Source organism: Enterovirga sp. (genome assembly GCF_035325185.1).
Taxonomy (GTDB): Bacteria; Pseudomonadota; Alphaproteobacteria; order Rhizobiales; family Beijerinckiaceae; genus Enterovirga.
Genome location: NZ_DAOLAJ010000010.1, coordinates 22541 through 45129 on the forward strand (window position 1 = coordinate 22541; position 22589 = coordinate 45129).

At 68.8% G+C, this 22589-nt stretch carries 20 protein-coding genes; 14 read left to right on the plus strand and 6 right to left on the minus strand.

Features of this window, described 5'->3' with window-relative positions:
* Positions 1-10: 10 nt before the first annotated feature.
* Both PKD06_RS03625 and PKD06_RS03630 read right to left on the minus strand, forming a co-directional pair.
* On the minus strand, positions 11-1672 hold the full coding sequence (locus tag PKD06_RS03625) for a TadE/TadG family type IV pilus assembly protein (protein ID WP_324377687.1): 1662 nt from the start codon (positions 1670-1672) through the stop codon (positions 11-13).
* A 208-nt stretch (positions 1673-1880) separates the two neighbouring features.
* Positions 1881-2807 (minus strand): site-specific tyrosine recombinase XerD, encoded by a 927-nt coding sequence (locus tag PKD06_RS03630; RefSeq protein WP_324377748.1) that lies wholly within the window; start codon positions 2805-2807, stop codon positions 1881-1883.
* A gap of 54 nt (positions 2808-2861) precedes the next feature.
* On the opposite strand from PKD06_RS03630, the gene aroB reads away from it, so the two are divergent.
* Positions 2862-4619, plus strand: a complete 1758-nt coding sequence (aroB, locus tag PKD06_RS03635) for a 3-dehydroquinate synthase (protein ID WP_324377690.1) — start codon at positions 2862-2864, stop codon at positions 4617-4619.
* A gap of 13 nt (positions 4620-4632) precedes the next feature.
* Here the strand turns inward: aroB and PKD06_RS03640 are convergent, their stop codons facing one another.
* Positions 4633-6438: a glucan ABC transporter ATP-binding protein/ permease gene (locus PKD06_RS03640; protein WP_324377692.1), complete on the minus strand. Its 1806-nt coding sequence runs from the start codon at positions 6436-6438 to the stop codon at positions 4633-4635.
* 183 nt (positions 6439-6621) lie between these two features.
* Here PKD06_RS03640 and PKD06_RS03645 point away from each other — a divergent pair, with 183 nt between their 5' ends.
* Together PKD06_RS03645 and PKD06_RS03650 are read left to right on the plus strand one after the other, a co-directional pair.
* Entirely contained in the window at positions 6622-7356 is a 735-nt protein-coding gene (locus PKD06_RS03645; RefSeq protein ID WP_324377694.1) for a VWA domain-containing protein, read from the plus strand.
* Entirely contained in the window at positions 7353-8063 is a 711-nt protein-coding gene (locus PKD06_RS03650) for a DnaJ domain-containing protein (RefSeq protein WP_324377696.1), read from the plus strand. Before PKD06_RS03645 ends, PKD06_RS03650 begins: the two co-directional genes overlap by 4 nt.
* Before the next feature lie 49 nt (positions 8064-8112).
* Here PKD06_RS03650 and PKD06_RS03655 read toward each other — a convergent pair whose 3' ends face one another.
* Positions 8113-9603, minus strand: a complete 1491-nt coding sequence (locus tag PKD06_RS03655; RefSeq protein ID WP_324377698.1) for a D-alanyl-D-alanine carboxypeptidase — start codon at positions 9601-9603, stop codon at positions 8113-8115.
* Between the two features lie 273 nt (positions 9604-9876).
* Here PKD06_RS03655 and PKD06_RS03660 point away from each other — a divergent pair, with 273 nt between their 5' ends.
* The 4 genes from PKD06_RS03660 (at position 9877) to PKD06_RS03675 (ending at position 13686) form a co-directional block, all read left to right on the plus strand.
* Entirely contained in the window at positions 9877-10218 is a 342-nt protein-coding gene (locus tag PKD06_RS03660) for a phasin family protein (RefSeq protein ID WP_324377700.1), read from the plus strand.
* Between the two features lie 214 nt (positions 10219-10432).
* Positions 10433-10804, plus strand: a complete 372-nt coding sequence (gene clpS, locus PKD06_RS03665) for an ATP-dependent Clp protease adapter ClpS (protein ID WP_324377701.1) — start codon at positions 10433-10435, stop codon at positions 10802-10804.
* 120 nt (positions 10805-10924) lie between these two features.
* A complete protein-coding gene (gene clpA / locus PKD06_RS03670) occupies positions 10925-13381 on the plus strand; it encodes an ATP-dependent Clp protease ATP-binding subunit ClpA (protein WP_324377750.1) in 2457 nt (818 codons plus the stop codon).
* The gene (locus PKD06_RS03675; protein WP_324377703.1) at positions 13381-13686 is read left to right on the plus strand and encodes a hypothetical protein; all 306 of its coding nucleotides are present in this window, start codon (positions 13381-13383) and stop codon (positions 13684-13686) included. The genes clpA and PKD06_RS03675 overlap by 1 nt, the downstream gene beginning before the upstream one ends.
* Positions 13687-13855: 169 nt before the next feature.
* Here PKD06_RS03675 and PKD06_RS03680 read toward each other — a convergent pair whose 3' ends face one another.
* Entirely contained in the window at positions 13856-15760 is a 1905-nt protein-coding gene (locus PKD06_RS03680) for a SurA N-terminal domain-containing protein (protein WP_324377705.1), read from the minus strand.
* A 124-nt stretch (positions 15761-15884) separates the two neighbouring features.
* Here PKD06_RS03680 and tpiA point away from each other — a divergent pair, with 124 nt between their 5' ends.
* The 7 genes from tpiA (at position 15885) to PKD06_RS03715 (ending at position 21344) form a co-directional block, all read left to right on the plus strand.
* Entirely contained in the window at positions 15885-16646 is a 762-nt protein-coding gene (gene tpiA / locus PKD06_RS03685; protein ID WP_324377707.1) for a triose-phosphate isomerase, read from the plus strand.
* Between the two features lie 134 nt (positions 16647-16780).
* Positions 16781-17188: a preprotein translocase subunit SecG gene (gene secG, locus PKD06_RS03690; protein WP_324377709.1), complete on the plus strand. Its 408-nt coding sequence runs from the start codon at positions 16781-16783 to the stop codon at positions 17186-17188.
* 124 nt (positions 17189-17312) lie between these two features.
* Positions 17313-18941 (plus strand): CTP synthase, encoded by a 1629-nt coding sequence (locus tag PKD06_RS03695; RefSeq protein WP_324377711.1) that lies wholly within the window; start codon positions 17313-17315, stop codon positions 18939-18941.
* Between the two features lie 39 nt (positions 18942-18980).
* A complete protein-coding gene (locus PKD06_RS03700) occupies positions 18981-19376 on the plus strand; it encodes a DUF350 domain-containing protein (protein WP_324377713.1) in 396 nt (131 codons plus the stop codon).
* A gap of 85 nt (positions 19377-19461) precedes the next feature.
* Positions 19462-19746, plus strand: coding sequence for a YARHG domain-containing protein (locus PKD06_RS03705; protein WP_324377715.1), 285 nt, complete (start codon positions 19462-19464; stop codon positions 19744-19746).
* A gap of 140 nt (positions 19747-19886) precedes the next feature.
* Positions 19887-20327 carry a VOC family protein gene (locus tag PKD06_RS03710; protein WP_324377717.1) on the plus strand — a complete coding sequence of 147 codons (441 nt, stop codon included), beginning with the start codon at positions 19887-19889 and terminating at the stop codon, positions 20325-20327.
* Between the two features lie 6 nt (positions 20328-20333).
* Positions 20334-21344 carry an NAD(P)-dependent oxidoreductase gene (locus PKD06_RS03715; protein WP_324377719.1) on the plus strand — a complete coding sequence of 337 codons (1011 nt, stop codon included), beginning with the start codon at positions 20334-20336 and terminating at the stop codon, positions 21342-21344.
* An 18-nt stretch (positions 21345-21362) separates the two neighbouring features.
* On the opposite strand, the gene PKD06_RS03720 is transcribed toward PKD06_RS03715, so the two are convergent.
* Positions 21363-22475 (minus strand): PAS domain S-box protein, encoded by a 1113-nt coding sequence (locus PKD06_RS03720; RefSeq protein ID WP_324377721.1) that lies wholly within the window; start codon positions 22473-22475, stop codon positions 21363-21365.
* Between the last annotated feature and the right edge of the window lie 114 nt (positions 22476-22589).

Consider the following 22589-nt stretch of genomic DNA (forward strand, 5'->3'; position numbering starts at 1 on the left):
GAGAGGCCCCTCAGTGGGTCAGGCGGAGGGAGCCGATCGACTTGGAGATGGTGTCGAAGGCTGAGACGAGCGCGGTGCCGTCGGTGGCCAGGAAGTAGTAGTTGTTTCCCGTGGCGCAGTTTTTCAGCAGGGCTTGTCCCTGCGCGTCGATCGGGTCGCTCTTGGTGCTGAAGCCGACCGTGTAGATGACGACGCCCTTCGCCTTGGCGTTGGTGCAGGAGGTCGAGACCAGCTCGTCGATGGCGGCGCGCCCGTCGCTGTCGGTTTTCAGGTTCGTGCGGCCCGGGATGAAGCGCGAATTGGCGCTCGTCGGATCCGTCCCGTCCGCCTTCTTGAAGTAGCCATAGGCGGAATAATACGAGCCCAGGGCCATGCTGTTGTCCGAGGTCCAGGTATTGGCGCCGTCGGTCATGAGCACGATGATCTTCTTGTAGACGGGCAGCCCCCCCTGCGGAATGGTCTGGGCGTAGGAGACCGGCGGGCTCGCCTGGCTGGAGAACACGCTGGTCGGCGAAATCGTCCGCCAGCCCCACATGAAGCCTTCGTGGATGTCGGTATTGCCGCTCGGCTGCAGCAGGTTGATCTCCGAAAGGAGCGTCGACTGGCTGGTCCCGAGGATCGAGAGGGGCCGGGAGGTGCACATCCAGTTGGGTCCGCCTGCCGACGTCTGGGTGTTCTTCGCCGCCTGGTATTTGCAGGCTTGGGTCATCCTCTTGGACAGGGTGGGATCGTCGCTCCGGCAGGTCGCGCTGCTGCCGGTCGCATATCCGTCATCGAGATAGGTATTGTTGCTGTAGTATTTCGTCTTGCTGACGTCCGTCAGCTCGTCGATCGCGAATGACGGCACGATCAGGCTGGCCGGCACGGAGGAGGAGACCGCGCCGTCATTGACGTTGTACGGATAGGGCGGAGATTCGACGCAGCCGGCCCAGCCCCAGCTCGAGTTTTTCGTCTTCAATTGATCGTAGATCGTGAACCTGCTGGCGAAATTCGTCGTCGGGTTCGTGGTGTTGCTGACGGGGCTCGTGATGTACTGCCAATGGAGGGGAGACAGGCCCTTGCTGTCCATCCAGGCGGCGGTCCTGTAGGAGGTCGGAACGGCGACGGTCGCGGCGAAGGGCACGAGCGACATGCGCACGTGGCCCGGCATCGCGCCGGTGCTGAACATGTAGTTCACGAAGTTGGTGGCGGCGGTCTTGGCCGAGGTGATTTTCCCGGAATTCTGCATCGATCCGGTGGTGTCGAGCACGAGCGCGATCTCGAAATAGGTCTCCGAGGCCGAGCAGGTGGCCGTGGCCGAGATCGGGATGCTCGGCACGTTCGCGAGCTGCATGAACGTCGTCGGGGAGGCGGCCTTCGCCGAAAGCGTGATGGCGCGCGGGATGGATTGAGACTGGAGATCGATGATCGTCACCGGCGCATCGGAGAAGCGCTCGTTCAGCGAGATCTGGGCGCGCGTGCGCAGGTCGGCCACCGTGAGATTGGCCGAGGTCTGGCATAGTTCGAGCGTCGCTGCGTCGACGCTCTTCTGCAGGTTGCTCAGCATGGTGTTCGCGCCGGTATAGTCGATGGCTGTCCCGGCGATCAGCGCGAGCGGGAGCAGGGACAGCCCGAACAGGGTGGCGATGTTTCCCTTCCGGTCCCTCAGGAAGGAGGCGATGGTCCGCGGCATGGTGCGTGGCTCGGAATGTCCGGCGATGTGGCCGATTTCTCCCGAGCATTGCGTCGCAGATGTGCAGAAACGGTTTCTGCACCCGGCGGGAGCACGGAGGCCGGGCGGTTTCTGCCGGCTTGCCGACCGCCGCGTTGAGGCGCTCGGGTCGTTTCGGGCGCCCTGTTTCGCCGGCGGTTAAGGTTGATCCTTCGCGGCTCGGAGCGGCTCAGGACGCGCCGCCCGACATCGGGTGCAGGTCCCGCACCATGCCTTTCAGGCGCTCGTCGAGGACGTGGGTGTAGATCTGGGTGGTGGCGATGTCGGCATGGCCCAGCAGTTCCTGCACGATGCGCAGGTCGGCGCCGTTCTGGAGGAGATGGCTGGCGAAGGCGTGGCGGAGCACGTGCGGGCTGACGAGGTCGCTCCGCAGCCCGGCCGCGGCCGCGGCCGCCTTCAGATCGCGCGCGAAAGCCTGCCGCGTCAGGTGCCCGCTCTCGGAATCCGCCGGGAAGAGCCACGGGCCGGCTGCCCCGTCCAGCTCCTCGAGCCAGCGGCCGGCGGCCGAAAGAGCCGCCTCGTTGAGGGGCACGAGACGGTCCTTGCTCCCCTTGCCGCGCACCATGATGAAGCGCTCCCGCGCCCGCGCGGCGCTGCGCGGGAGCGCGATCAATTCGGATACGCGAAGCCCCGTCGCGTAGAGAAGCTCGATCAGGCAGTGCATGCGGAGCGCCCGGCGTCGGAGCGCCGGGGGCGCCCCGGCATCCTCGGCGCTCTCCCGGGCGACCCGCAGCAGCCGGTCCACCTCGTCCACGGAGAGGACCTTGGGCAAGCCGCGCTGCCGCTTGGGGCCGGAGGTCGCCGCGGTCGGGTCCGTGCCCGCATGGCCCTCCGCATAGAGGAACTTGTGGAACTGGCGCACGGCGGAGAGCCGGCGCGCGGCCGAGGCGGGCTTCAGCCCCCGCTCGTCGAGGCTCGCGAGGAAACCCCGGATCGCGGCCGGCCCGGCCTCCGCCGCCCGCAGGCCCGCCTCGGCGAGATAGGCGAGATAGTCGGCGAGGTCGCGGGAATAGGCGTCCAGCGTGTTGCGCGCCGCGCCGCGCTCGGCCGCCAGCATGTCGAGGAAGAGATCGGCGAGGCGCAGGTCGGTGGCCATGCTGCTCACGATTCGGGTCCTTTCGCGGATGCCCCGACATGATAGAGACGGGCCATGGAGAAAGTCCTGCCGGACGTCTCGGCTCCGCCAGGCGTTCCAGAAATCCCGGCCCGCTTCCGCCAGGGCCTCGTCGCGCGGCTGCGCGATCGCTCGATCGTGCTCGTCGGGCTGATGGGAGCCGGCAAGACGACGATCGGCCGGCGGCTGGCCGCGCGGCTCGGCCTGCCCTTCCGCGACGCGGACCAGGAGATCGAGGCCGCCGCCGCCATGTCGATCCCCGACATCTTCAAGATCTATGGGGAGGCGGCCTTCCGGGACCTGGAAAAGCGCGTGCTCGCCCGGCTCCTTCAGGAGAACGGTCAGATCGTGCTCGCCACGGGCGGGGGCGCCTTCATGAATGCCGACATCCGCGATCACGTCCGCTCCCGCGGGGTGTCGATCTGGCTGCGGGCGGATTTGCCGACGCTGATGAAGCGCGTGCGCCGGCGCAGCAACCGGCCGCTCCTGCGGACGGACGATCCCGAGGGCACCATGCGCCGCCTCATGGACGAGCGCTATCCGGTCTATGCGCTCGCCGACGTCACCGTCGATTCGCTTGATGCCTCTCACGACAAGGTCACCCAGGACGTGATGGACCATCTCACCTCCCATCTCCTCGTCGAGCGTCCTCCTGCGGAGCGCGCGCCGGCCCGGGCGAACCCCGCCTCGCAGGTCGTCCACGTGCCGCTCGGTGACCGCGCCTACGACATCCTGGTTGGACGCGGCGTGCTGGAGACCGCCGCCCCGCGTCTGGGCGCGCTCGGGGCCCGTGCCGCGGCCGTCGTGTCGGACGAGCATGTCGCGAAGCTCCACGGAGAGGCGCTCGACGCCGTCCTCGCGGCGGCGGGATTGCGTGTCGCGCATGTGACGGTGCCGGCGGGAGAGGGGTCGAAGAGCTTCGCCCAGCTCGAGCGCGTCTCCAATGCGCTGCTGGAGGCGAAGATCGAGCGCGGCGATCTCGTCGTCGCCCTCGGGGGCGGGGTGGTCGGCGACCTCGCCGGCTTCGCCGCCGCGATCCTGCGGCGCGGGGTCCGCCTCGTGCAGGCGCCGACTTCCCTTCTCGCCCAGGTCGATTCCTCGGTCGGCGGCAAGACGGGCATCAACGCGCCGGCGGGCAAGAACCTGATCGGCGCTTTCCACCAGCCGTCCCTGGTCCTCGCCGATACGGCGCTTCTCGACACGCTGCCCGTGCGCGAGTTGCGTGCGGGCTACGCGGAGGTGGTGAAATACGGCCTCATCGACGATGCGGACTTCTTCGCCTGGTGCGAGGCCCATGGCGGCGCGATCCTCGCAGGCGGCCCGGAGCGCGATCACGCCGTCGCGGTGAGCTGCCGGGCGAAGGCCGCCGTGGTCGTCGAGGACGAGCGGGAGGAGGGGCGGCGCGCGCTTCTCAATCTCGGCCACACCTTCGCCCATGCGCTGGAGCGCATCGTCGCCTATGACGGCGCGCGGCTCGTCCACGGGGAGGCGGTCGCGATCGGGCTCGCCCTCGCCTTCCGCTTCTCGGCGGCGCTCGGCCTGTGCGCGGAGGCGGAGGCCGAGCGGGTGCGCCGGCATCTCGCGGCCATGGGCATGCCGGCGAGCCTCGCCGAGGTGCCGGGGGGCTTCGGCACGCCGGAGGCGATCCTGGATGCGATGGGGCAGGACAAGAAGGTGAAGGCCGGCCGGCTGACCTTCATCCTCGCCCGCGGCATCGGGCGCGCCTTCATCGCCGAGGGCGTGCCCTCGGGCGACGTGCTCGACTTCCTCCGGCGCGAGGCCGCCTCGGGCTGAGACCCGCCCCGGCTCAGCCGTGGGAGAGGGCGAGACGCGGCGGGGGCGCGAGGGTCCGATCCTCGTCGGCGCTCGCCATGAACTGCGCCTTGGCGAGTTCCGCGAAGCGCCCGCCCTGGGCGACCAGCTCGTCGAAGGTGCCGCTCTCGACGACGCGCCCGGCATCGAAGACGAGGATGCGGTCGGCGTTGCGGATGGTGGCGAGGCGGTGGGCGATCACGAAGGTCGTGCGGCCCTTCATGACCTCCTCGAGCGCCGCCTGGAGCTTCTTCTCGGTCGCCGCGTCGAGGGCGCTGGTGGCTTCGTCGAGGATCAGGACGGGCGGGTTCTTCAGGAGCGCGCGTGCGATCGAGAGGCGCTGGCGCTCCCCGCCCGACAGCGAGCGGCCCCGCTCGCCGATCACCGAATCGAGGCCGTCCGCCTGGCGCTGGATGAATTCGGACGCCTGGGCGCGCTCCAGCGCCTCGCGCATCTCCGCTTCCGTCGCGTCGGGGCGGCCGACCTGGAGGTTTTCGCGGATCGAGCGGGCGAAGAGCATCGGCTCCTGAAAGACGACGCCGATATTGCGCCGCAGCGAGGCCAGCGTGATGTCGCGGATATCCACCCCGTCGATTCGGATGATGCCCGATTGCGGATCGAAGGCCCGGTGCAGCAGGCCGAGGGTCGTCGACTTGCCCGAGCCCGTCGAGCCGACCAGCGCCACGTTCTCCCCCGGCTGCACGCCGAAGCTGAGATCGGCGATGGCGGTGCGCTTGCCGTCATAGGAGAAGGAGACGTCCTCGAACTCGACCGCCCCCTTGAAGCGCTCGATGTTCTGGGCGCCCGGCTTGTCGTGGACGCTCGGCGCCGTGTCGAGGATCTCGAAGAACTGGCGCATCTTCGGCGCCTGCATGAACAGCGAGTTCACGAAGGAGACGACGTGCTCCAGCTTGGCGATCAGCATCTGCGCGATCGACATGAACATCACGACCTCGCCGATCGTGGCGTAGCCCGTGAGGTTGAGGAAGGTGCCGAAGAGGAAGATCGAGGTGACGGTCAGGGTGGCCGAGGCGCGGGTGCCGATATTGGCGATCGCCCACCAGGAGAGGACCGGCGTCTGCGCGGCGAGAAGCTGGGTGATCGTCTTGCGGAGCTGGGTCGTCTCGGCCTTGACGCGGGTGAAGGACTGGATGACCGGCACGTTGCCGAGCGCGTCGGACGCCTGCTCGGCGAGGAGCGAATGGTAATCCTCGACCTGGCCTTGCAGCTGCTCGGTCTTCCTCAGGACGTAGGTGGTCATGATCGCGAAGACGATGATGAGCGCGACGAGAAGAGAGGCGAGCCGCCAGTTCAGGAACAGCGTCAGCGGCAGGAGCACGCAGAGCGAGACGAGCGCGGCGAAATGCTCCCGGAAGAAGCCGAGCCAGAGCCAGGACATCCCGGTCGAGCCCTCCAGCATCACCTTCAGGACGCGGCCCGAATGGGTCGAGGTGTGGAAGGCGAGGGGCAGTTCGAGGACATGCTCGAAATAGGTCGCCATGACCGCGAGGCGCCGGCGATGCGAGAGGCGGTCGGCATGAAGGCCGATCAGGACGCCGGCCGCGATCGTGAACAGGCCGAAGCCGACCCAGGCCAGGATGTAGGGCAGGACCGTGCCGAAGCTGATCGGCGCAGGCGCGCTCGCCGATTGCGACAGAAGGTCGATGATCTTGCCGAACAGGATCGGCTCGGCGAAGGTCGCCACGGCGAGCGCGATATTGGCCAGGGCGAGCACCGCTCCGATCCGAAGATCGGAGCCCAGTTGCCACAGCACCCGGCTGTAGAGACGGATCATCCACATCTTGCTTCGCACCCCCTTCTTTTGACCATGCCGTCCGCGGCCGGCCCCGGCAAGGCAGCCTGTCTTCCGCAGGATGAACGAATCCGCAATGAGGGCACGCCTTGCGACAGCGCAGCGGAGCCGTGGGTCCGGCGGCATCGCGGCCGATTGCGCAGGCGACCCTCCCTCCCACATTCTGAGCAAATGACCACCAGACCGCCCCGGACGCTTCCAGAAGCGCCCTCGCATTCCCGCGAGATCGATGCATTCCTGAACACGGTGCGCGAGGTCGCGGCACCCGCTTCAGGGGCGGCGCGGCTCGTCTTCGCCCTCGACGCCACGATGAGCCGGCAGCCGAGCTGGGACATGGCCTCGCGGGTGCAGGTCGGCATGTTCGACGCGGCGGCGGGAATCGGCGGGCTCGCGGTCCAACTCGTCTATTTCCGCGGTTTCCGCGAATGCCGCGCCTCCCGCTGGGTCGCCGATCCGAGGCGCCTCGCCGAGTTGATGGGGAAGATTCGCTGCGAGGCCGGCGAGACGCAGATCGGCCGCGTTCTCGGCCACGTCCTGGACGAGACCGCGCGCGAGCCTGTCCGCGCCCTCGTCTATGTGGGCGATGCGGTGGAGGAGAGCCTGGATTCGCTTTGCGAGAAGGCGGGCCGGCTCGGCCTCCTGGGCGTGAAGACCTTCATGTTCCACGAGGGCGGATCGGAGCGGGTCGCGGCCGCCTATGGCGAGATCGCGCGGCTGACGGGCGGGGCGGCGATGGCTTTCGATTCGCGCGCTCCCGCCCCCCTCGCGGCCCTGGTGCGGGCGGTCGCGGCCTATGCGGGGGGAGGCCGCGCGGCGCTCGACCGGCTCGCGGCGCGTGAGGAAGGCGCCCGCCGGCTTCTCGCCGCGATTCCCGCGCTGACGGGGCCGGGGAGCGCCAGGCGATGATGCTGCTCGCGGCCCTCTGCACGGCCATTCTCGCCTGGTGGATGGTCAAGTATCTCGTCGGCCCGAGCCGCGCGCGGATCGCGAGGCTCGGCCGGCTCGCGGGCGGCGTGGCCGCGCTCGCGGCGGCGGCCTTGCTCGCCCTGCGCGGGCGCATCGACATGGCGATGCTGCTCGGGACGGGCGGCGGCTGGCTCCTTGGCTGGAACTCGCTGCCCGCGCCCTTCGGCGGCTCCCCCTCGGCGAGGTCGGCGGGCACCTCCTCGCGCGTCAGGTCTCGGAGCGTCGAGATGGAACTTGACCACGACAGCGGCCGGATCGCCGGGACGGTGCTGTCCGGCCCCTTCGCCGGGCGGCCCCTCGAGTCCCTCTCAGAGGCGGACCTGCTCGGCCTGCACCGGGACTGGGTCGTTGGCGACCCGGACGGCGCGCGCCTCCTCGAAGCTTATCTCGACCGCCGCCTTCCCCGCTGGCGTGAACACGCTGAGGCGCACGCGCACGACGGGCGCCGGGCCGAGCCGCAATTCGGCGCGATGACGCAGGAGGAGGCCTACCAGATCCTGGGGCTTGAGCCAGGAGCGGGCGAAGCTGCCGTTCGGCAGGCGCACCGGACGCTGATGAAGAAGCTTCATCCCGACCAGGGCGGGTCGACCTACCTCGCGAGCCGCGTCAATCAGGCCAAGGACGTGCTGCTGAACCGACATCGCTGATGCTCCACGCGCGCCGGCCGTGCCGGTGTCGGATTCGGGGAAGAGCCGTTCAGCTCCGGGTGGCGAAGCAGGCGAAGCCGCGGCTCTTGAGGGACCGGCAGGCTTCCTGGGCGGCATCCGCCTCGGCGAAGCCGGAGAAGCGGGCGCGGTAGAGGGTGGTCCCGCCGCGGCTGATCTTCTCGGTGAAGGGGGCGGCGCGGGCGAGGAGGCGGCCGGAGGCCGATTTCGCCTCGGCGAGGAGAGAGCGGGCCTTGTCCTCGTCGTTCTCGGCGGCGAGCTGGATCACCCAGGGCGTGACGGCGATGGGACGGCTGACGGTCTCGCGGGGCGCTCCCTGCGCCCGGACGGGCGCGGCCGGCGCGGAGGCGACCGGGACAAAGGCCGCCGCGATGGCCTTGGGCCGCGCGGGGGGCTCGGCCGGGGCGGGCTCGCGATCCGCGGGGACAGCCGAGGAGAGGGGAAGGCGCCCGTCGAATTTCTGGCCCGGAAGGAGAGGCTTGGCCGGCGGCAGCGGCGCGCGCTCGGTCTGGAGGTCGATCGAGGTGCGTGCGGAGATGGAGCCGGTCGATTCGACGTCGTCGGCCGCGGCGACCTGGGTGCGGGCCATCACCGGCGCATCGTCGTCGTCGTCCTGCGCATTCGCGAAGACCGAGTTGTGGCCGCCCGTCGCGGCCTTGGCGAGATTGGTGCGGATCAGGTTCGCCATGATGTCGTCGCGGCTGCGCCCCGAGCGCCCGCCCAGCACCACGCCGACGATGTGGCGGCCCTCCAGGCGCGCATTGGTCATCAGGTTGAAGCCGGAGGCGTTGGTGAAGCCGGTCTTGATGCCGTCGACGCCCTCGACCCGGCCCAGAAGCCGGTTGTGGTTGCCGATGGTCTGCCCCTTCCAGGCGAAGGACCTCGTCTGGAAGTACTTGTAGTATTTCGGGAATTTCTCCTGCACGGCGCGGGCCAGGATGGTCAGGTCGCGCGCCGTCGTCACCTGCTCGGGATTGGGCAGGCCGGAGGCGTTGCGGTAGACGGTGCGCGTCATGCCGAGCGCGCGGGCCTTCTTCGTCATCCGCGCCGCGAAGGCTTCCTCGCTGCCGCCGAGATTCTCCGCGATCGTGGCCGCGACGTCGTTGGCCGAGCGGGTCACGATGGCCTTGATCGCGTCCTCCACCTCGATCTTGCTGCCGGGGGGGAGGCCCAGCTTGGAGGGGGCCATGGCGGAGGCCCGGCGCGACACGGTCAGTTCCGAATCGAGGCGGAGCCTGCCGCTCTGGAGCTGCTCGAAGAGCAGATAGAGCGTCATCACCTTGGTGACGGAGGCGGGATGGCGCAGCGCATCCTCGTTGACCGCATGCATGGTGCGCCCCGTATTGGCGTCGACGACCATGGCCGCATAGGGAGGCGCGTAGACCTGCGCGGCATGCGCCCGGGCCGGCCGCTTGGCGCGGCGCGCCTCCGCCTCGCCTGAGGCCCCGATCGAGGCCGTGAAACCGACAAGGCCCGCCAGAACGGCAATGCGGACCCGACCAACGCCAACGCAACCCAACATGACGCTCGCCCCCGAGGCACCACAACCGAGGCAGTCCGGGCCGGGGCGCCAGAAAAGCGTCACCGGCCCGCCACGATCAATGACGCTACGGAGACGCCGTTACGGATGGGTTAAATGGCGTTTCGAGGACGGGTCCGATTTTATGTTGCGACGCACAAAAATGCCTTGACTTCTCATTGTGCACCGCACATATAGGGGACGTGGCGGCGAGCTGATCCGGCGAGCGGCCAGTCAACTCAAACCAGGGACGGAGCCCCCAGGGCCCGAATGCACATGATCTCCTTCGATTCCTTCAAGCTCGACACCTTCACCAAGCTCAGCCGCGAGGGCGGCGAGGCCGCTCTCAAGTCCTTCGGCGCCGTCTCCTCGGGCGCGCAGGCCGTTGCCACCGAGAGCGTCGATTTCGTGAAGCGTTCGGTCGAGCAGGGCCAGAAGGCGACCGAGCAGCTCCTCGGCGCCAAGACCTTCGAGGCCGCCCTCCAGATCCAGGGCGACTACGTCCGCTCCAGCTACGAGGGCCTCGTCGCCCAGACCTCGAAGATCAGCCAGCTCGCCGTCAACACGGCCAAGGAAGCGGCTGCTCCCTTCGAGGGCCTGATGAAGAAGGCCGCGTAAGCGCTTCCTCCCAAGTTTCGTTGCGTAACGAACGCCCGGCTTCGCGCCGGGCGTTTTCGTTTGGCCACAATGAAAGGCTACCCGATTCGGGCCGGCATGCGTTGTGCTACGATATGGCCTGGGAACCGCGGGGCGCGCCTCTGGCGAAGCGGCGTCGCGGCCTCTAGATTAGGCAACGTGCGCGCGTGGGCGCGATTGAGGAGTTGAGCGCGGGATGAGGGAGCGGGTCGGCTTTCAGCGCTGGCTTGAGCGTGCTGCCGGGAGCGAATCGGGCGGCGGCGATGACGGCCGCTCCGGCACCGCCATCATCACCAAGCCCAAGGCGAAGACCAAGCGCCCGAATCTCTACCGGGTGCTGCTGCTCAACGACGACTACACGCCGATGGAATTCGTGGTCCTCGTGCTCGAGCGCTTCTTCAACAAGAGCCGCGACGATGCGACCCGCATCATGCTGCACGTGCACCAGAACGGCGTCGGCGAATGCGGCATCTTCACCTACGAGGTCGCCGAGACCAAGGTGACCCAGGTGATGGATTTCGCGCGCAAGCACCAGCATCCGCTGCAATGCGTGATGGAAAAGAAATAGCCGGGATCGGTGCGGCGTTTCGCCTGCGGCGGGGCGCTGGCAAAGGCCGGGACGGTGGCCGATCTTCCCGCAAGGCGCGTCGCGCGGGCCGGGATCGACAGAGCTGAAAGAGAGGGGGCCATGCCGAGCTTCTCACGTAGCCTGGAGCAAGCGCTCCACCGGGCCCTGGCGCTCGCCGGCGAGCGCCGCCACGAATATGCGACGCTGGAGCACTTGCTCCTGGCGCTTGTCGACGACCAGGACGCCGCGGCCGTCATGCGGGCCTGCAACGTCGATCTCGACGTCCTGCGGCGCAATCTCGTCGAATATGTCGATACCGAACTGGCCAATCTCGTCGTCGACAGCCGGCAGGATTCGAAGCCGACCGCGGGCTTCCAGCGCGTCATCCAGCGCGCGGTGATCCACGTGCAGTCCTCGGGGCGCGAGGAGGTGACGGGCGCCAACGTGCTGGTCGCGATCTTCGCCGAGCGGGAGAGCCATGCGGCCTATTTCCTGCAAGAGCAGGAAATGACCCGCTACGACGCGGTCAACTACATCAGCCACGGCATCGCCAAGCGGCCGGGACTCGCCGAGAGCCGGCCGCCGCGCGGGGCCGAGGAGGAATCCCACGAGCGCCCCGCCGGCAACGAGGAAGGGGCGCAGCAGAAGAAGAAGGGCGAAGCGCTGGAGACCTACTGCGTCAACCTCAACAAGAAGGCGAAGGAGGGCAAGATCGACCCTCTGATCGGGCGCGAGGCCGAGGTCCAGCGCACGATCCAGGTCCTCTGCCGCCGGCAGAAGAACAACCCGCTTCTCGTCGGCGATCCGGGCGTCGGCAAGACGGCCATCGCCGAGGGTCTCGCGCGCAAGATCGTGCGCGGCGAAGTGCCGGAGGTGCTGGAGAACTCGACCGTCTTCTCGCTCGACATGGGCACGCTGCTTGCCGGCACGCGCTATCGCGGCGATTTCGAGGAGCGGCTGAAGCAGGTCGTCAAGGAGATCGAGGCGCATCCCAACGCCATCATGTTCATCGACGAGATCCACACCGTCATCGGGGCGGGCGCGACCTCGGGCGGGGCGATGGACGCCTCGAACCTGCTCAAGCCCGCCCTCTCGGCCGGCACTTTGCGCTGCATCGGCTCGACCACCTACAAGGAATACCGCCAGTATTTCGAGAAGGACCGGGCGCTGGTGCGCCGGTTCCAGAAGATCGACGTCAACGAGCCCTCGATCCCGGACACGATCGAGATCGTGAAGGGGCTGAAGCCCTATTACGAGGAGTTCCACAAGCTCCGCTTCACGGGCGAGGCGATCAAGGCCGCCGTCGAATTGTCGGCGCGCTACATCAACGACCGCAAGCTGCCGGACAAGGCGATCGACGTGATCGACGAGACCGGCGCCTCGCAGATGCTGATCCCGGAGCACCGGCGCAAGAAGACGATCGGCATCAAGGAGATCGAGGCGACCATCGCCACCATGGCGCGCATTCCGCCCAAGACCGTCTCCAAGGACGATGCGGAGGTGCTGGCCAATCTCGAGGCGACGCTGAAGCGCGTCGTCTACGGCCAGGACGCGGCCATCTCGGCGCTGACGGCCTCGATCAAGCTCGCCCGCGCGGGCCTGCGCGATCCCGAGAAGCCGATCGGCGCCTATCTTTTCGCCGGGCCGACCGGCGTCGGCAAGACGGAGGTCGCCAAGCAGCTCGCCGCCTCGCTCGGCGTCGAGATGCTGCGCTTCGACATGTCCGAATACATGGAGCGCCACACGGTCTCGCGGCTGATCGGCGCCCCGCCCGGCTATGTCGGCTTCGACCAGGGCGGCCTCCTCACCGACGGCGTCGACCAGCACCCGCATTGCGTGCTGCTGCTCGACGAGGTCGAGAAGGCCCATCCCGACCTGTTCAACATCCTGTTGCAGGTCATGGACCACGGCAAGCTCACCGACCATAACGGCAAGCAGATCGATTTCCGCAACGTCATCATCATCATGACGACGAACGCGGGGGCTTCCGACCTCGCGCGCGCGGCCTACGGCTTCACGCAGAGCAAGCGCGAGGGCGACGACGTCGAGGCCATCAACCGCCTCTTCGCGCCCGAGTTCAGGAACCGGCTCGACGCCATCATCTCCTTCGGCCGCCTGGCCAAGGAGGTGGTCGCGAAGGTGGTGGACAAGTTCGTCCTTCAGCTCGAGGCGCAGCTCGCCGACCGCAACGTCGTCATCGAGCTGTCCGACGAGGCGCGGGACTGGCTCTGCGAGAACGGCTACGACGAGGCGATGGGCGCGCGGCCCATGGCGCGGCTCATCCAGTCCACCATCAAGACCCCGCTCGCGGACGAGGTGCTGTTCGGCCGCCTCAAGGGAGGGGGCGCCGTCCGCGTCGTCCTCGCGACGGACGAGGCCGGCAAGCAGAGCCTCGGCTTCGAATATCCCGAGGGGCCGGTCACGCCCCGCCCCGAGAAGATCGTCGAGAGCGCGGCCAGGAAGGTGAAGCGGAAATCCCGCACCGAGCCGAAAAAGCGGCCGGGATCGCGCGATCCCGGTAGCGGGGAGGGCGGCGGAGGATTACGCACGCCGAGAGTTCCGCTGGTACGTGTGTGATGAGTGACCTCCATGCAGGGCCGCTGAAGGAATCCTCCCCGGAGGATGAGCACCACGCGGGGCCGCTGCCGAAATCGAAGGAGCCCCCGCCTCCGCGCGTGCGGAAAAGCTGGCGGGAGCCGGGGTGGGAGCGGCGGCGGCGCCGCCGCTTCGTGGAGGAGATTCTCGGCTGGATCCTCGTCCCCATCATCCTGATAGCGATCTATTGGGGCGTGAAGGCGGGGCTGGCGGCGCTCGGGACCGACCTGACCTCCCTCATCCAGGGCATCAAGACGGCCATCGGCAGTTCCGGCGGAAGCCGCTGAGCGGCCGGGATTCACACGCTCCCGTCCATCATCCCTTCTCCCCTGTCATCCCCGGTGGCCCGAAGGGCCGGGAAGGGGATCCAGGAGGGCTCGCTTGCGGCTCTGGATCCCCTTCCCCTCCGCTTCGCTCCGGCCGGGGATGATAGGGTGTTCAGTAGCACAAGCGATCTCAGCCCTCGCCGCCGATGGCGCGGCGGATATTGCTGCGGAAGACCTGCACGCCGATCCGCTTTTCCACATCGGCGAGATATTGCGCGAGCAGATCGTCGGTGAGGAGCGTGCGGAGCTGGCGCTCGGCGCCGGCGGCTTCCTGGGTCGTGGTCATGAAGGGCGGCACCGTCGCCCCGGTCACCTTGAACACGATGCGGCTCTCGTCGTCGGGCGCGGCGCTGCCCCCCTTGCCGACCGGCGTCGCGAAGAGAAGCGTGATGGCGACGACGGGCAATCCGTCCCTGGCCTTGCCGCGCTCGATATCGGTGGCCGTCTCGCGCTTGAGGCCGAGTTCGGCGGCGAGCGCTTCCATGCTCTCGCCCTTGTCGATCCGCCCGACGAGAATCTGTGTCTTCTCCGCCAGCAGCCGCGCCACTTCCGCTTTCCGCCATTCCGCAACGACCTGATCGCGGACCTCCGCGAGGGGGCGGTCGCGGGCGGGATCGATTCCCGTCACGTCGAACCAGACATAGCCGCCGTCGGGGGTGTTCACGGCCTCGTTGTCGGCGCCGACATCGCTGCGGAAGATCGCCGCCGCGAGGGCGGCTTGGCCGCCGAGGGCCGCGACCGGCTGGCCGGACTTGTCGCGGCCGCCGCGATCGACCGCGGGCACCTCGACCAGCGGGAGGTTCTTGTCCTTCGCGATCTCGGCCAGGGTCTTGGCGCCGGCCCTCTGGTCCTCGATCGCGTCGTGCAGCGACTGGATCTCGTTCCGGGCGCGCTCGCGGGCGATCTCCGCCTTCACCTCGCCCGCCACCTCCTCGAAGGGCTTGAGGGTGCTCTTCTCGATCTTCGTCACGTGGAGCAGCGCGGTCCCGAACCGCCCCGCGACCGGCTCGCTGACGCCTCCCTCGGGCAGGGCGAAGGCGGCCTCGGCGCTCGCCTCGTCCAGCATCTCGCCCCGCGTGAGCGTGCCGAGGTTGAGGGTCGCGTCGTCGACCTTGTTCTCCCTGGCGATCTCCTCGAAGGTGGCGCCGGCCTTGATCTTCGCCGAGGCCGCCTCGGCCTGCTCCCGGGTCGGGAAGATGATCTGCTGGATGGTGCGCTTCTCGGGCGCGCCGAAGCGCGTGTCCTTCACGCGGGCGTAATAGGCGCGGGCATCCTCGTCCGAGACCGCGTCCGGCTTGGCGAGAATCGCAGGGCTGATCGCGAGCAGCGTCGCGCTGCGATATTCGGGCGAGCGGAAGGAGGATTTCCGCTCGTCGTGAAAGGCCTGCAGCTTCGCCTCGTCGGGCGCCGGCACCTCGCCCGCGGCGCTCGCCGGCAGGCGGACGAACTCGGCCGAGCGTCTCTCGGCCTGGTAGCGATGCACGGCTTCGCGCATCGCGAGCGGGATGCGCAAGGCGCCCGAAACGGCCTCGGCGAGCTGCTGGCGCGCCATGACGAAGCGCTGCTCGCGCACATATTGCGCCTCGCTCATCCCGCTCTGGCGCAGCACGTCGTAGAAGAGGGTCCGGTCGAAGAGGCCGCCCGGCCCCTTGAAGCTGGGATCGGCCTGGATCGCCTTGACGACGGTCTCGTCGGAGATGTGGAGGCCGTAGCGTTGCGTCTCGTGGTCGAAGGCGGTCTCGGAGATCAGGCGCGCCAGCACCCGGTCCTCGAGCCCGAAGGCGCGCGCCTGCTCGGGCGTGATGGAGCGGCCGGTGCGGCGGATCAGCGCCTGGTATTCGAGCTGGTAGGCGTTGCGGAACGCCTCGGCCGGGATGTCGACGCCGCCGACCGTCGCGACCTGCGTCCGCACCCCGCCCCGGAAGATGTCGCCGATGCCCCAGATGGCGAAGCTGATGATCAGGAAGCCGAACATGATCGCCACGATCACGCGGCCGACCCAGCTCTGACCGATCCTGTTGATCCCTCGAAGCATCCTGTCCGTCCCGTTCCGCCGCCCGCCCTACCGTAACCGGGCCCGCCCGGAAAGAGTGGGCGGGCGCGCGCGTTGCCGCGCCGGGCGGCCTCTGCTACGCCCCGCGCGATCTTTGGAGGACCGAATGGCGGGCAGGCGGCCGAAACCCCTCGTGGCGGGCAATTGGAAGATGAACGGCGTCAAGCGCTCGCTCGGCGTCATCGCCGAGATCGGGCTCGGCTATACGGCCGAGCTGCGCTCCCGCGCCGATCTTCTCGTCTGCCCGCCGGCGACGCTTCTCCAGGCCGCCGCCGTTGTCGCTCTCGGCTCGCGCGTGGCGGTGGGCGCGCAGGATTGCCACGCCAAGGCCAGCGGCGCGCATACGGGCGACCTGTCGGCCGAGATGCTGGTCGAATCCGGCGCGACGCATGTCATCGTCGGACATTCCGAGCGCCGCACCGATCACGGCGAGAGCGATGCCGCCGTGAAGGCCAAGGCCGAGGCGGCCCTCGCCGCGGGACTGACCGCCATCGTCTGCGTGGGCGAGACGCGCGAGGAGCGCGAGGCGGGCCGGGCGCTCGCCGTCGTCGGCGCACAGGTCCGGGGCTCGCTGCCCGCGGGGGCGAGCGCCGCGAGCATCGTCGTCGCCTACGAGCCCGTCTGGGCGATCGGCACCGGCCTCGTGCCGACGCTCGCCGATGTCGAGGCGATGCATGCCGATATCCGCCGTGTGCTGGACGAGATGGTAGGAGCCGAAGCCGCCGGCATCCGCATCCTCTATGGCGGCTCGGTGAAGCCGGGCAATGCCCGCGAATTGCTCGGCGTGGCGAATGTCGACGGCGCGCTCGTCGGCGGGGCGAGCCTCGTCGCGAAGGATTTCCTCGGGATCGCGGCGGCATATGCCTGAGATTCCAGGCTCGCGGCTCCGTCTCGGAGACAGCCTGCCTCCTGCGTAACCGCGCCGCCTTTCATTTGCCGCCTGTCACGTGCTAGGGAGCCCGCAATTGCGCCGGCCGGTCCGCCCGCGCTCTCGAGTTCCCTATGCAAACCGTCATCATCGTCATCCATCTTCTCGTCGTTCTCGCGCTCATCGGCGTCGTGCTGTTGCAGCGCTCCGAGGGCGGCCTCGGCCTCGGCGGCGGGGGAGGGGGCGGCGTCGGCGGCTTCATGACCGGGCGCGGACAGGCCAATGCGCTGACGCGCGCCACCGCGATCCTCGCGACGGCTTTCTTCGCGACCAGCCTCATCCTCGGCATCATGGCCCATCGGGGCTCGGCGCCGAAATCGATCTTCGACGGCTCGGGCTCGCCCGCAGGCCAGCCCGCAGCGCCGGACAGCCCCGCCTCCGGCGGCGAGCCGCCGCTTCAGCTCGGCACGCCTCCGGCCGCGCCCGCCGCCCCGGCGACGCCGGCCGCGCCGCCGCCGCCCCAGGTGCCGCAGTCGCGCTGATCCTCGCCCCGGCGCGAATCCTCCCCGCGATCGGCGCGCTTCCGTCCACCCGTGGTGGGCGGAAGGGTGCCGCGCGTTTTGAGCCCTGTTCAAACCCTCCATCGACGGTTAAGCGGAAAACCCCATGACGCGGTATGTCTTCATCACCGGCGGCGTGGTCTCCTCGCTCGGCAAGGGTCTCGCTTCGGCCGCTCTCGGCGCGCTTCTCCAGGCGCGCGGCTTCAAGGTCCGCCTGCGCAAGCTCGACCCCTATCTCAACGTCGATCCGGGCACGATGAGCCCCTATCAGCACGGCGAGGTCTTCGTGACCGACGACGGCGCGGAGACCGACCTCGACCTCGGCCATTACGAGCGCTTCACCGGGCGCCCCTGCACGAAGTCCGACAACATCACGACCGGCCGCATCTACCAGGACATCATCGCCAGGGAGCGGCGCGGCGACTATCTCGGTGCGACCATCCAGGTGATCCCGCACGTCACCAACGCCATCAAGGAATTCATCCTCGACGGCAACGAGGGCTTCGATTTCGTCCTCGTGGAGATCGGCGGCACGGTCGGCGACATCGAGGGCCTGCCCTTCTTCGAGGCGATCCGCCAGCTCGGCCAGGAGCTGGATCGCGGACAGGCCCTCTTCGTCCACCTGACGCTCCTGCCCTTCATCCCTTCGGCGGGTGAATTGAAGACCAAGCCGACGCAGCATTCGGTCAAGGAGCTGCGCTCCATCGGCATCCAGCCCGACATCCTCCTCTGCCGCTGCGACCGCGAGATTCCGGCGGACGAGCGGCGCAAGCTCGCCCTGTTCTGCAACGTCCGCGAGAGCGCGGTGATCGAGGCGCGCGACGTCGGCACCATCTACGAAGTGCCGCTCTCCTACCACCGCTCCGGGCTCGACGAGGAAATCCTGCGGATTTTCGGCGTGCGCCAGTCGAAGAATCCCGATCTGTCGCGCTGGGACACGATCGTCGAGCGCACCCGCAATCCCGAGGGCGAGGTCACGATCGCGATCGTCGGCAAATATACCGGCCTCAAGGACGCCTATAAGTCGCTCATCGAGGCGCTCCACCACGGCGGCATCGCCAACCGGGTGAAGGTCCATCTCGACTGGATCGAGAGCGAGATCTTCGAGAAGGAGGATCCAGCCCCCTTCCTGGAAGGCGTCAACGGCATCCTCGTGCCGGGGGGCTTCGGGCAGCGCGGAGCCGAGGGCAAGATCCGCGCGGCCCGGTTCGCGCGCGAGCGGGCGGTGCCCTATTTCGGCATCTGCTTCGGCATGCAGATGGCGGTGATCGAGGCCACGCGGGCTTTGGCCGGGGTTCCCGAGGCGGGCTCGACGGAATTCGGCCCGACGAGCGAGCCCGTGGTCGGGCTCCTGACCGAATGGCTGCGCGGAAACGAACTCGAGACGCGCCTCGCCTCGGGCGATCTCGGCGGCACGATGCGGCTCGGCGCCTATCCGGCCCGGCTGCGCAAGGGCAGCCGGGTGGCGGAAATCTACGGCACGACCGAGATTTCCGAGCGCCACCGCCATCGCTACGAGGTCAACATGGCCTATCGCGACCGGCTGGAGGAGAAGGGCCTCGTCTTTTCCGGGCTCTCGCCGGACGGCATCGTGCCGGAAATCGTCGAACTGACGGGCCATCCCTGGTTCGTCGGGGTCCAGTTCCACCCGGAGCTGAAATCGCGCCCCTTCGATCCGCACCCGCTCTTCACGAGCTTCGTCGGCGCCGCGCTCGAGAAGTCGCGCCTGATGTAGGGGCGGCCTCCCCAACTCTTTCGTCGAACGGAGCCGGACGTGACAGCGATTGCGGGGCTGGAAAGCTTCCTCACCTATTTCGTCACCGCGACCGCGCTCGTCGCGCTCTATCTCCTCGTCTACACGCAGGCGACCTCGCGCAACGAATTCTCCCTCATCCGCCAGAACGTCCTTTCGGCCGCCCTGGCCCTGGGCTTCAGCCTTGTCGGCTTCGCGCTGCCGCTCTCCAGCGCCGTCGTCTATGCCCAGGGCGTCCTCGATGCGGTGGTCTGGGGCGTCGTCGCGATCGGCGTGCAGATCCTGACCTATTGGCTCGTGCGCCTGATCGTGCCGCGCCTGTCGGACCGCATCGCCGCGGGCGAGATGTCCGCGGCCCTCTTCCTCGGCGCGGCCTCGCTCGCGGCCGGCATCGTCAACGCCGCCGCGATGCGGTAGCCGCGGCGGCGAAACGCTCCCGACATCTTGCGCGGATACATCCCATTCGGGATGCTCCCGTGGCGCGGCGCCGGAGGAATTCGCCATGACGATCACAAGGATGCTCACGGCCTGCGGGATCGCGGCTGCAATCGCGGCCCCGCTGGTCCTCGCGGGCATGCAGGAGGCCCGGGCGCAGGGCGAATGCGAGAGCCTCTGGCAACGGCGCAATTCGATCTATGCCCGCAACGGCTATTGCTTCCGCACCGCCCGGGCGCGCGCGGTCTTCGGCCCCGGCTGCTTCCCGCCCTATGGGGAACTGTCCCGCGCCGAGCGGCGCGAGGTCAACCGGATCCAGGCCGAGGAGGATGCCCTCGGCTGCCCGCGCTGAGGGTCTTGCGATTCGGATAGGGGACGCTGCCGCCGCATGTGAGCCATGTGGATTCATGCAGGGGCGTCCCGCGGCCGCCGGCGCTTTTGCTGCCGTTCCCGGCGGGCTAGTCTCCTGGCCCAGCAGGAGGATGGAGCCGCATGGAATATCTGCACACCATGGTCCGCGTCACCGATCTCGACGCCTCGCTCGATTGGTATTGCAACAAGCTCGGCCTCGTCGAGATTCGCAGGCGCGAGAGCGAGCAGGGGCGGTTCACGCTGGTCTTCCTGGCCGCGCCGGGGGATCTCGAGGCGGCGAAGAGCGCCAGCGCGCCGCTGCTCGAACTGACCTATAACTGGGACCCCGAGACCTATACGGGCGGGCGCAGCTTCGGCCATCTCGCCTACCGCGTCGACGACATCTACGAGACCTGCCGGAAGCTGATGGAGGCGGGGGTGACCATCAACCGTCCGCCTCGGGACGGCCATATGGCGTTCGTGCGCTCGCCCGACAACATCTCCATCGAGCTTTTGCAGAAGGGAGAGCACAAGGCGCCGGCCGAGCCCTGGCTGTCCATGCCCAATACCGGGACCTGGTAGGCCGCGATGAAGGCGGTGCGCACGGACCGGGAACTGGAATGCCCCGCCATCGATGCGGGGCTCCGGGCGCGCGGCGTCGATCTCGTGACCCTTCCCGACGGCATCCCGGAAGCCGATCTGATCAGGGAGGTCGGCGACGCCGACCTCCTCCTGATGTGCTACACGCCGGTCACGGCGCGCGTGATCGAGGGGGCCCCGAACCTGCGGGGGATCGTGAAATACGGCGTCGGGATCGACGCGATCGACATCCCGGCCGCGAGCGCCCGCGGCATCCCCGTCGTCAACGTGCCCGAATATGCGGAGGAGACCGTCGCCGAGGGCGCTTTCGCGCTCCTGATCGCGCTCGCGAAGCGCCTGCCGGCCATCTCGCGGGCGGTCCAGGCGGAGGGCTGGATCTGGCCCGGGCAGGGTTGGCTCGGCCGGGACATTGCCGGGAGAACCCTCGGCCTCGTCGGCTTCGGCAAGATCGGCCGCTCGATGGCTCGTATGGCGGGGCGCGGCTTTCGCGCCCGAATCCTCGCCTATGATCCCCACGTCGATGCGGCGGCCATGGCCGAGCACGGGGTGGAGAAGGCCGGGAGCCTGCACGAGATGCTGCGCGTCAGCGACTTCGTGTCCCTGCATGCGGTCCTGAACGGAGAGACGCGACACGTGATCGGCGAGGCCGAGCTTGCCTGCCTGAAGCCGTCCGCGATCCTGGTCAATGTCGCGCGGGGCGCGCTCATCGACGAGCGGGCGCTGGTCGACGCGGTCCTCGCCGGGCGCCTCGGCGGGCTCGGCCTCGACGTCTATTCCCGCGAGCCCCTGGCCAGGGAGGGGCATCCGCTGAGTCCCCTCTTCGGGCGCGACGAGGTCATCCTCTTCCCGCACCTGACCTTCTTCACGGAGGAGGCGATGCAGCGCCTGTCCGACGACACGCTGGCGCGCTGCTTCGAGATCCTGGAGGGCCGGCCGGTCACGATCCGCTCGCGTGATCCGCGCCTGCGGGCGCAGGAGCGGGGCGTGCGCTTCGCCTGACGGCCTGCCCGGACCCGGTCAGCGAGGCTGGCCCGTGAGGGTGTCCAGGGGAAAGGCGATCTCGATCGTGAGTTCGCCGTCGCTCCAGTTCCGGGAGATCTGCCCCATCATGCCCTGGAGAGCGGCCTGTTCGAGCTTCGTGCCGAATCCCTCCTGCCGGGGCCCGGAGGCGACGACGCCCTCGCTCCGCTCGATCCATCGGACGAGGAGGCGGTCGCCGTCCTTGGCGACCTCGATGTCGAGCCGGCCTTGCGGGGAGGAGAGCGCACCGTATTTGGCGGCGTTCGTCGACAGCTCGTGCAGCAGCAGGGCGGCCGAGGTCAGCGAATTGCGCGCCAGCGGCACGTCGTCTCCCGTGATCGCGATATGCGAGCCATGCTCGTGCCGGTAGGGCGCGAGGATCGCCTCCAGCAGCGTCAGGAAGGTGGCCTCGGTGCCGGGCTGGCTCGCGCCGTCGATGTCGTGCAGCGTCAGGCTGTGGGCGCGGGCGAGGGCGTGCAGGCGCCCGCGCAGATCGGTGGCGAGTTCGGTGGCGGTCGTGGCGCCTCTCGCGCTCAGGGAGACGAGGCCCGAGGCCAGGCTGAACAGGTTCTTGATGCGATGCTGGATTTCCCGCAGCAGGAGGGCCTGCTCGGCGCGGGCGCGCTTCTGCGCGGTCGCATCCTGCGCGATCTTCGAGGCGCCGAGGATGTCGCCCGCCTTGTTGCGGACCGGGGAAATCGTCACGCTGATGTCGATCAGCTCGCCGTCCTTGCGCCGCCGGACGGTCTCGAAATGCTCCACGACCTGCCCGGCCTTGATCCGGCGAAGGATGTCTTCCTCCTCGTGCAGCCGGTTCTCCGGGATGATGATGGTGATGGAGCGTCCGATGGCCTCAGCCGCGGTGAAGCCGAACAGGCGCTCGGCGCTGCGGTTCCAGCTCGTGATCACGCCGTCGAGCGTCTTGCTGAGGATGGCGTCGTTGGAATGCTCGACGATGGCCGCGAGCCAGGGATCCGCCTCCAGGGCCTCCGGGGCGGTCGCGAAGAAATGCGGAGTTTCGAGCGTCTTCGGCGGGCGCCCGGGGGGCCGCGCCGTCTCCGGGAACCTCGCGTCGGCCCGGCCTCGATTCCGGGAATGGCGATCGATCATTTGCCGATCGTGGCACGGCTCGGCGGCCTTCGCCAGATGGCGGGCCGGGCTCGAGCCTTTCGTCTTTCGACAGGAGCGAAAGGATGCGCCGCCGGGCTTGCGCGGCGGAGAGGA

Bases quoted from the DNA above. Each gene is read 5' to 3' on its own strand.
- PKD06_RS03625 (WP_324377687.1), bottom strand. From the start codon at position 1,672: ATGCCGCGGACCATCGCCTCCTTCCTGAGGGACCGGAAGGGAAACATC.
- PKD06_RS03630 (WP_324377748.1), bottom strand. From the start codon at position 2,807: ATGGCCACCGACCTGCGCCTCGCCGATCTCTTCCTCGACATGCTGGCG.
- aroB (WP_324377690.1), top strand. From the start codon at position 2,862: ATGGAGAAAGTCCTGCCGGACGTCTCGGCTCCGCCAGGCGTTCCAGAA.
- PKD06_RS03640 (WP_324377692.1), bottom strand. From the start codon at position 6,438: ATGTGGATGATCCGTCTCTACAGCCGGGTGCTGTGGCAACTGGGCTCC.
- PKD06_RS03645 (WP_324377694.1), top strand. From the start codon at position 6,622: ATGACCACCAGACCGCCCCGGACGCTTCCAGAAGCGCCCTCGCATTCC.
- PKD06_RS03650 (WP_324377696.1), top strand. From the start codon at position 7,353: ATGATGCTGCTCGCGGCCCTCTGCACGGCCATTCTCGCCTGGTGGATG.
- PKD06_RS03655 (WP_324377698.1), bottom strand. From the start codon at position 9,603: ATGTTGGGTTGCGTTGGCGTTGGTCGGGTCCGCATTGCCGTTCTGGCG.
- PKD06_RS03660 (WP_324377700.1), top strand. From the start codon at position 9,877: ATGATCTCCTTCGATTCCTTCAAGCTCGACACCTTCACCAAGCTCAGC.
- clpS (WP_324377701.1), top strand. From the start codon at position 10,433: ATGAGGGAGCGGGTCGGCTTTCAGCGCTGGCTTGAGCGTGCTGCCGGG.
- clpA (WP_324377750.1), top strand. From the start codon at position 10,925: ATGCCGAGCTTCTCACGTAGCCTGGAGCAAGCGCTCCACCGGGCCCTG.
- PKD06_RS03675 (WP_324377703.1), top strand. From the start codon at position 13,381: ATGAGTGACCTCCATGCAGGGCCGCTGAAGGAATCCTCCCCGGAGGAT.
- PKD06_RS03680 (WP_324377705.1), bottom strand. From the start codon at position 15,760: ATGCTTCGAGGGATCAACAGGATCGGTCAGAGCTGGGTCGGCCGCGTG.
- tpiA (WP_324377707.1), top strand. From the start codon at position 15,885: ATGGCGGGCAGGCGGCCGAAACCCCTCGTGGCGGGCAATTGGAAGATG.
- secG (WP_324377709.1), top strand. From the start codon at position 16,781: ATGCAAACCGTCATCATCGTCATCCATCTTCTCGTCGTTCTCGCGCTC.
- PKD06_RS03695 (WP_324377711.1), top strand. From the start codon at position 17,313: ATGACGCGGTATGTCTTCATCACCGGCGGCGTGGTCTCCTCGCTCGGC.
- PKD06_RS03705 (WP_324377715.1), top strand. From the start codon at position 19,462: ATGACGATCACAAGGATGCTCACGGCCTGCGGGATCGCGGCTGCAATC.
- PKD06_RS03710 (WP_324377717.1), top strand. From the start codon at position 19,887: ATGGAATATCTGCACACCATGGTCCGCGTCACCGATCTCGACGCCTCG.
- PKD06_RS03715 (WP_324377719.1), top strand. From the start codon at position 20,334: ATGAAGGCGGTGCGCACGGACCGGGAACTGGAATGCCCCGCCATCGAT.
- PKD06_RS03720 (WP_324377721.1), bottom strand. From the start codon at position 22,475: ATGATCGATCGCCATTCCCGGAATCGAGGCCGGGCCGACGCGAGGTTC.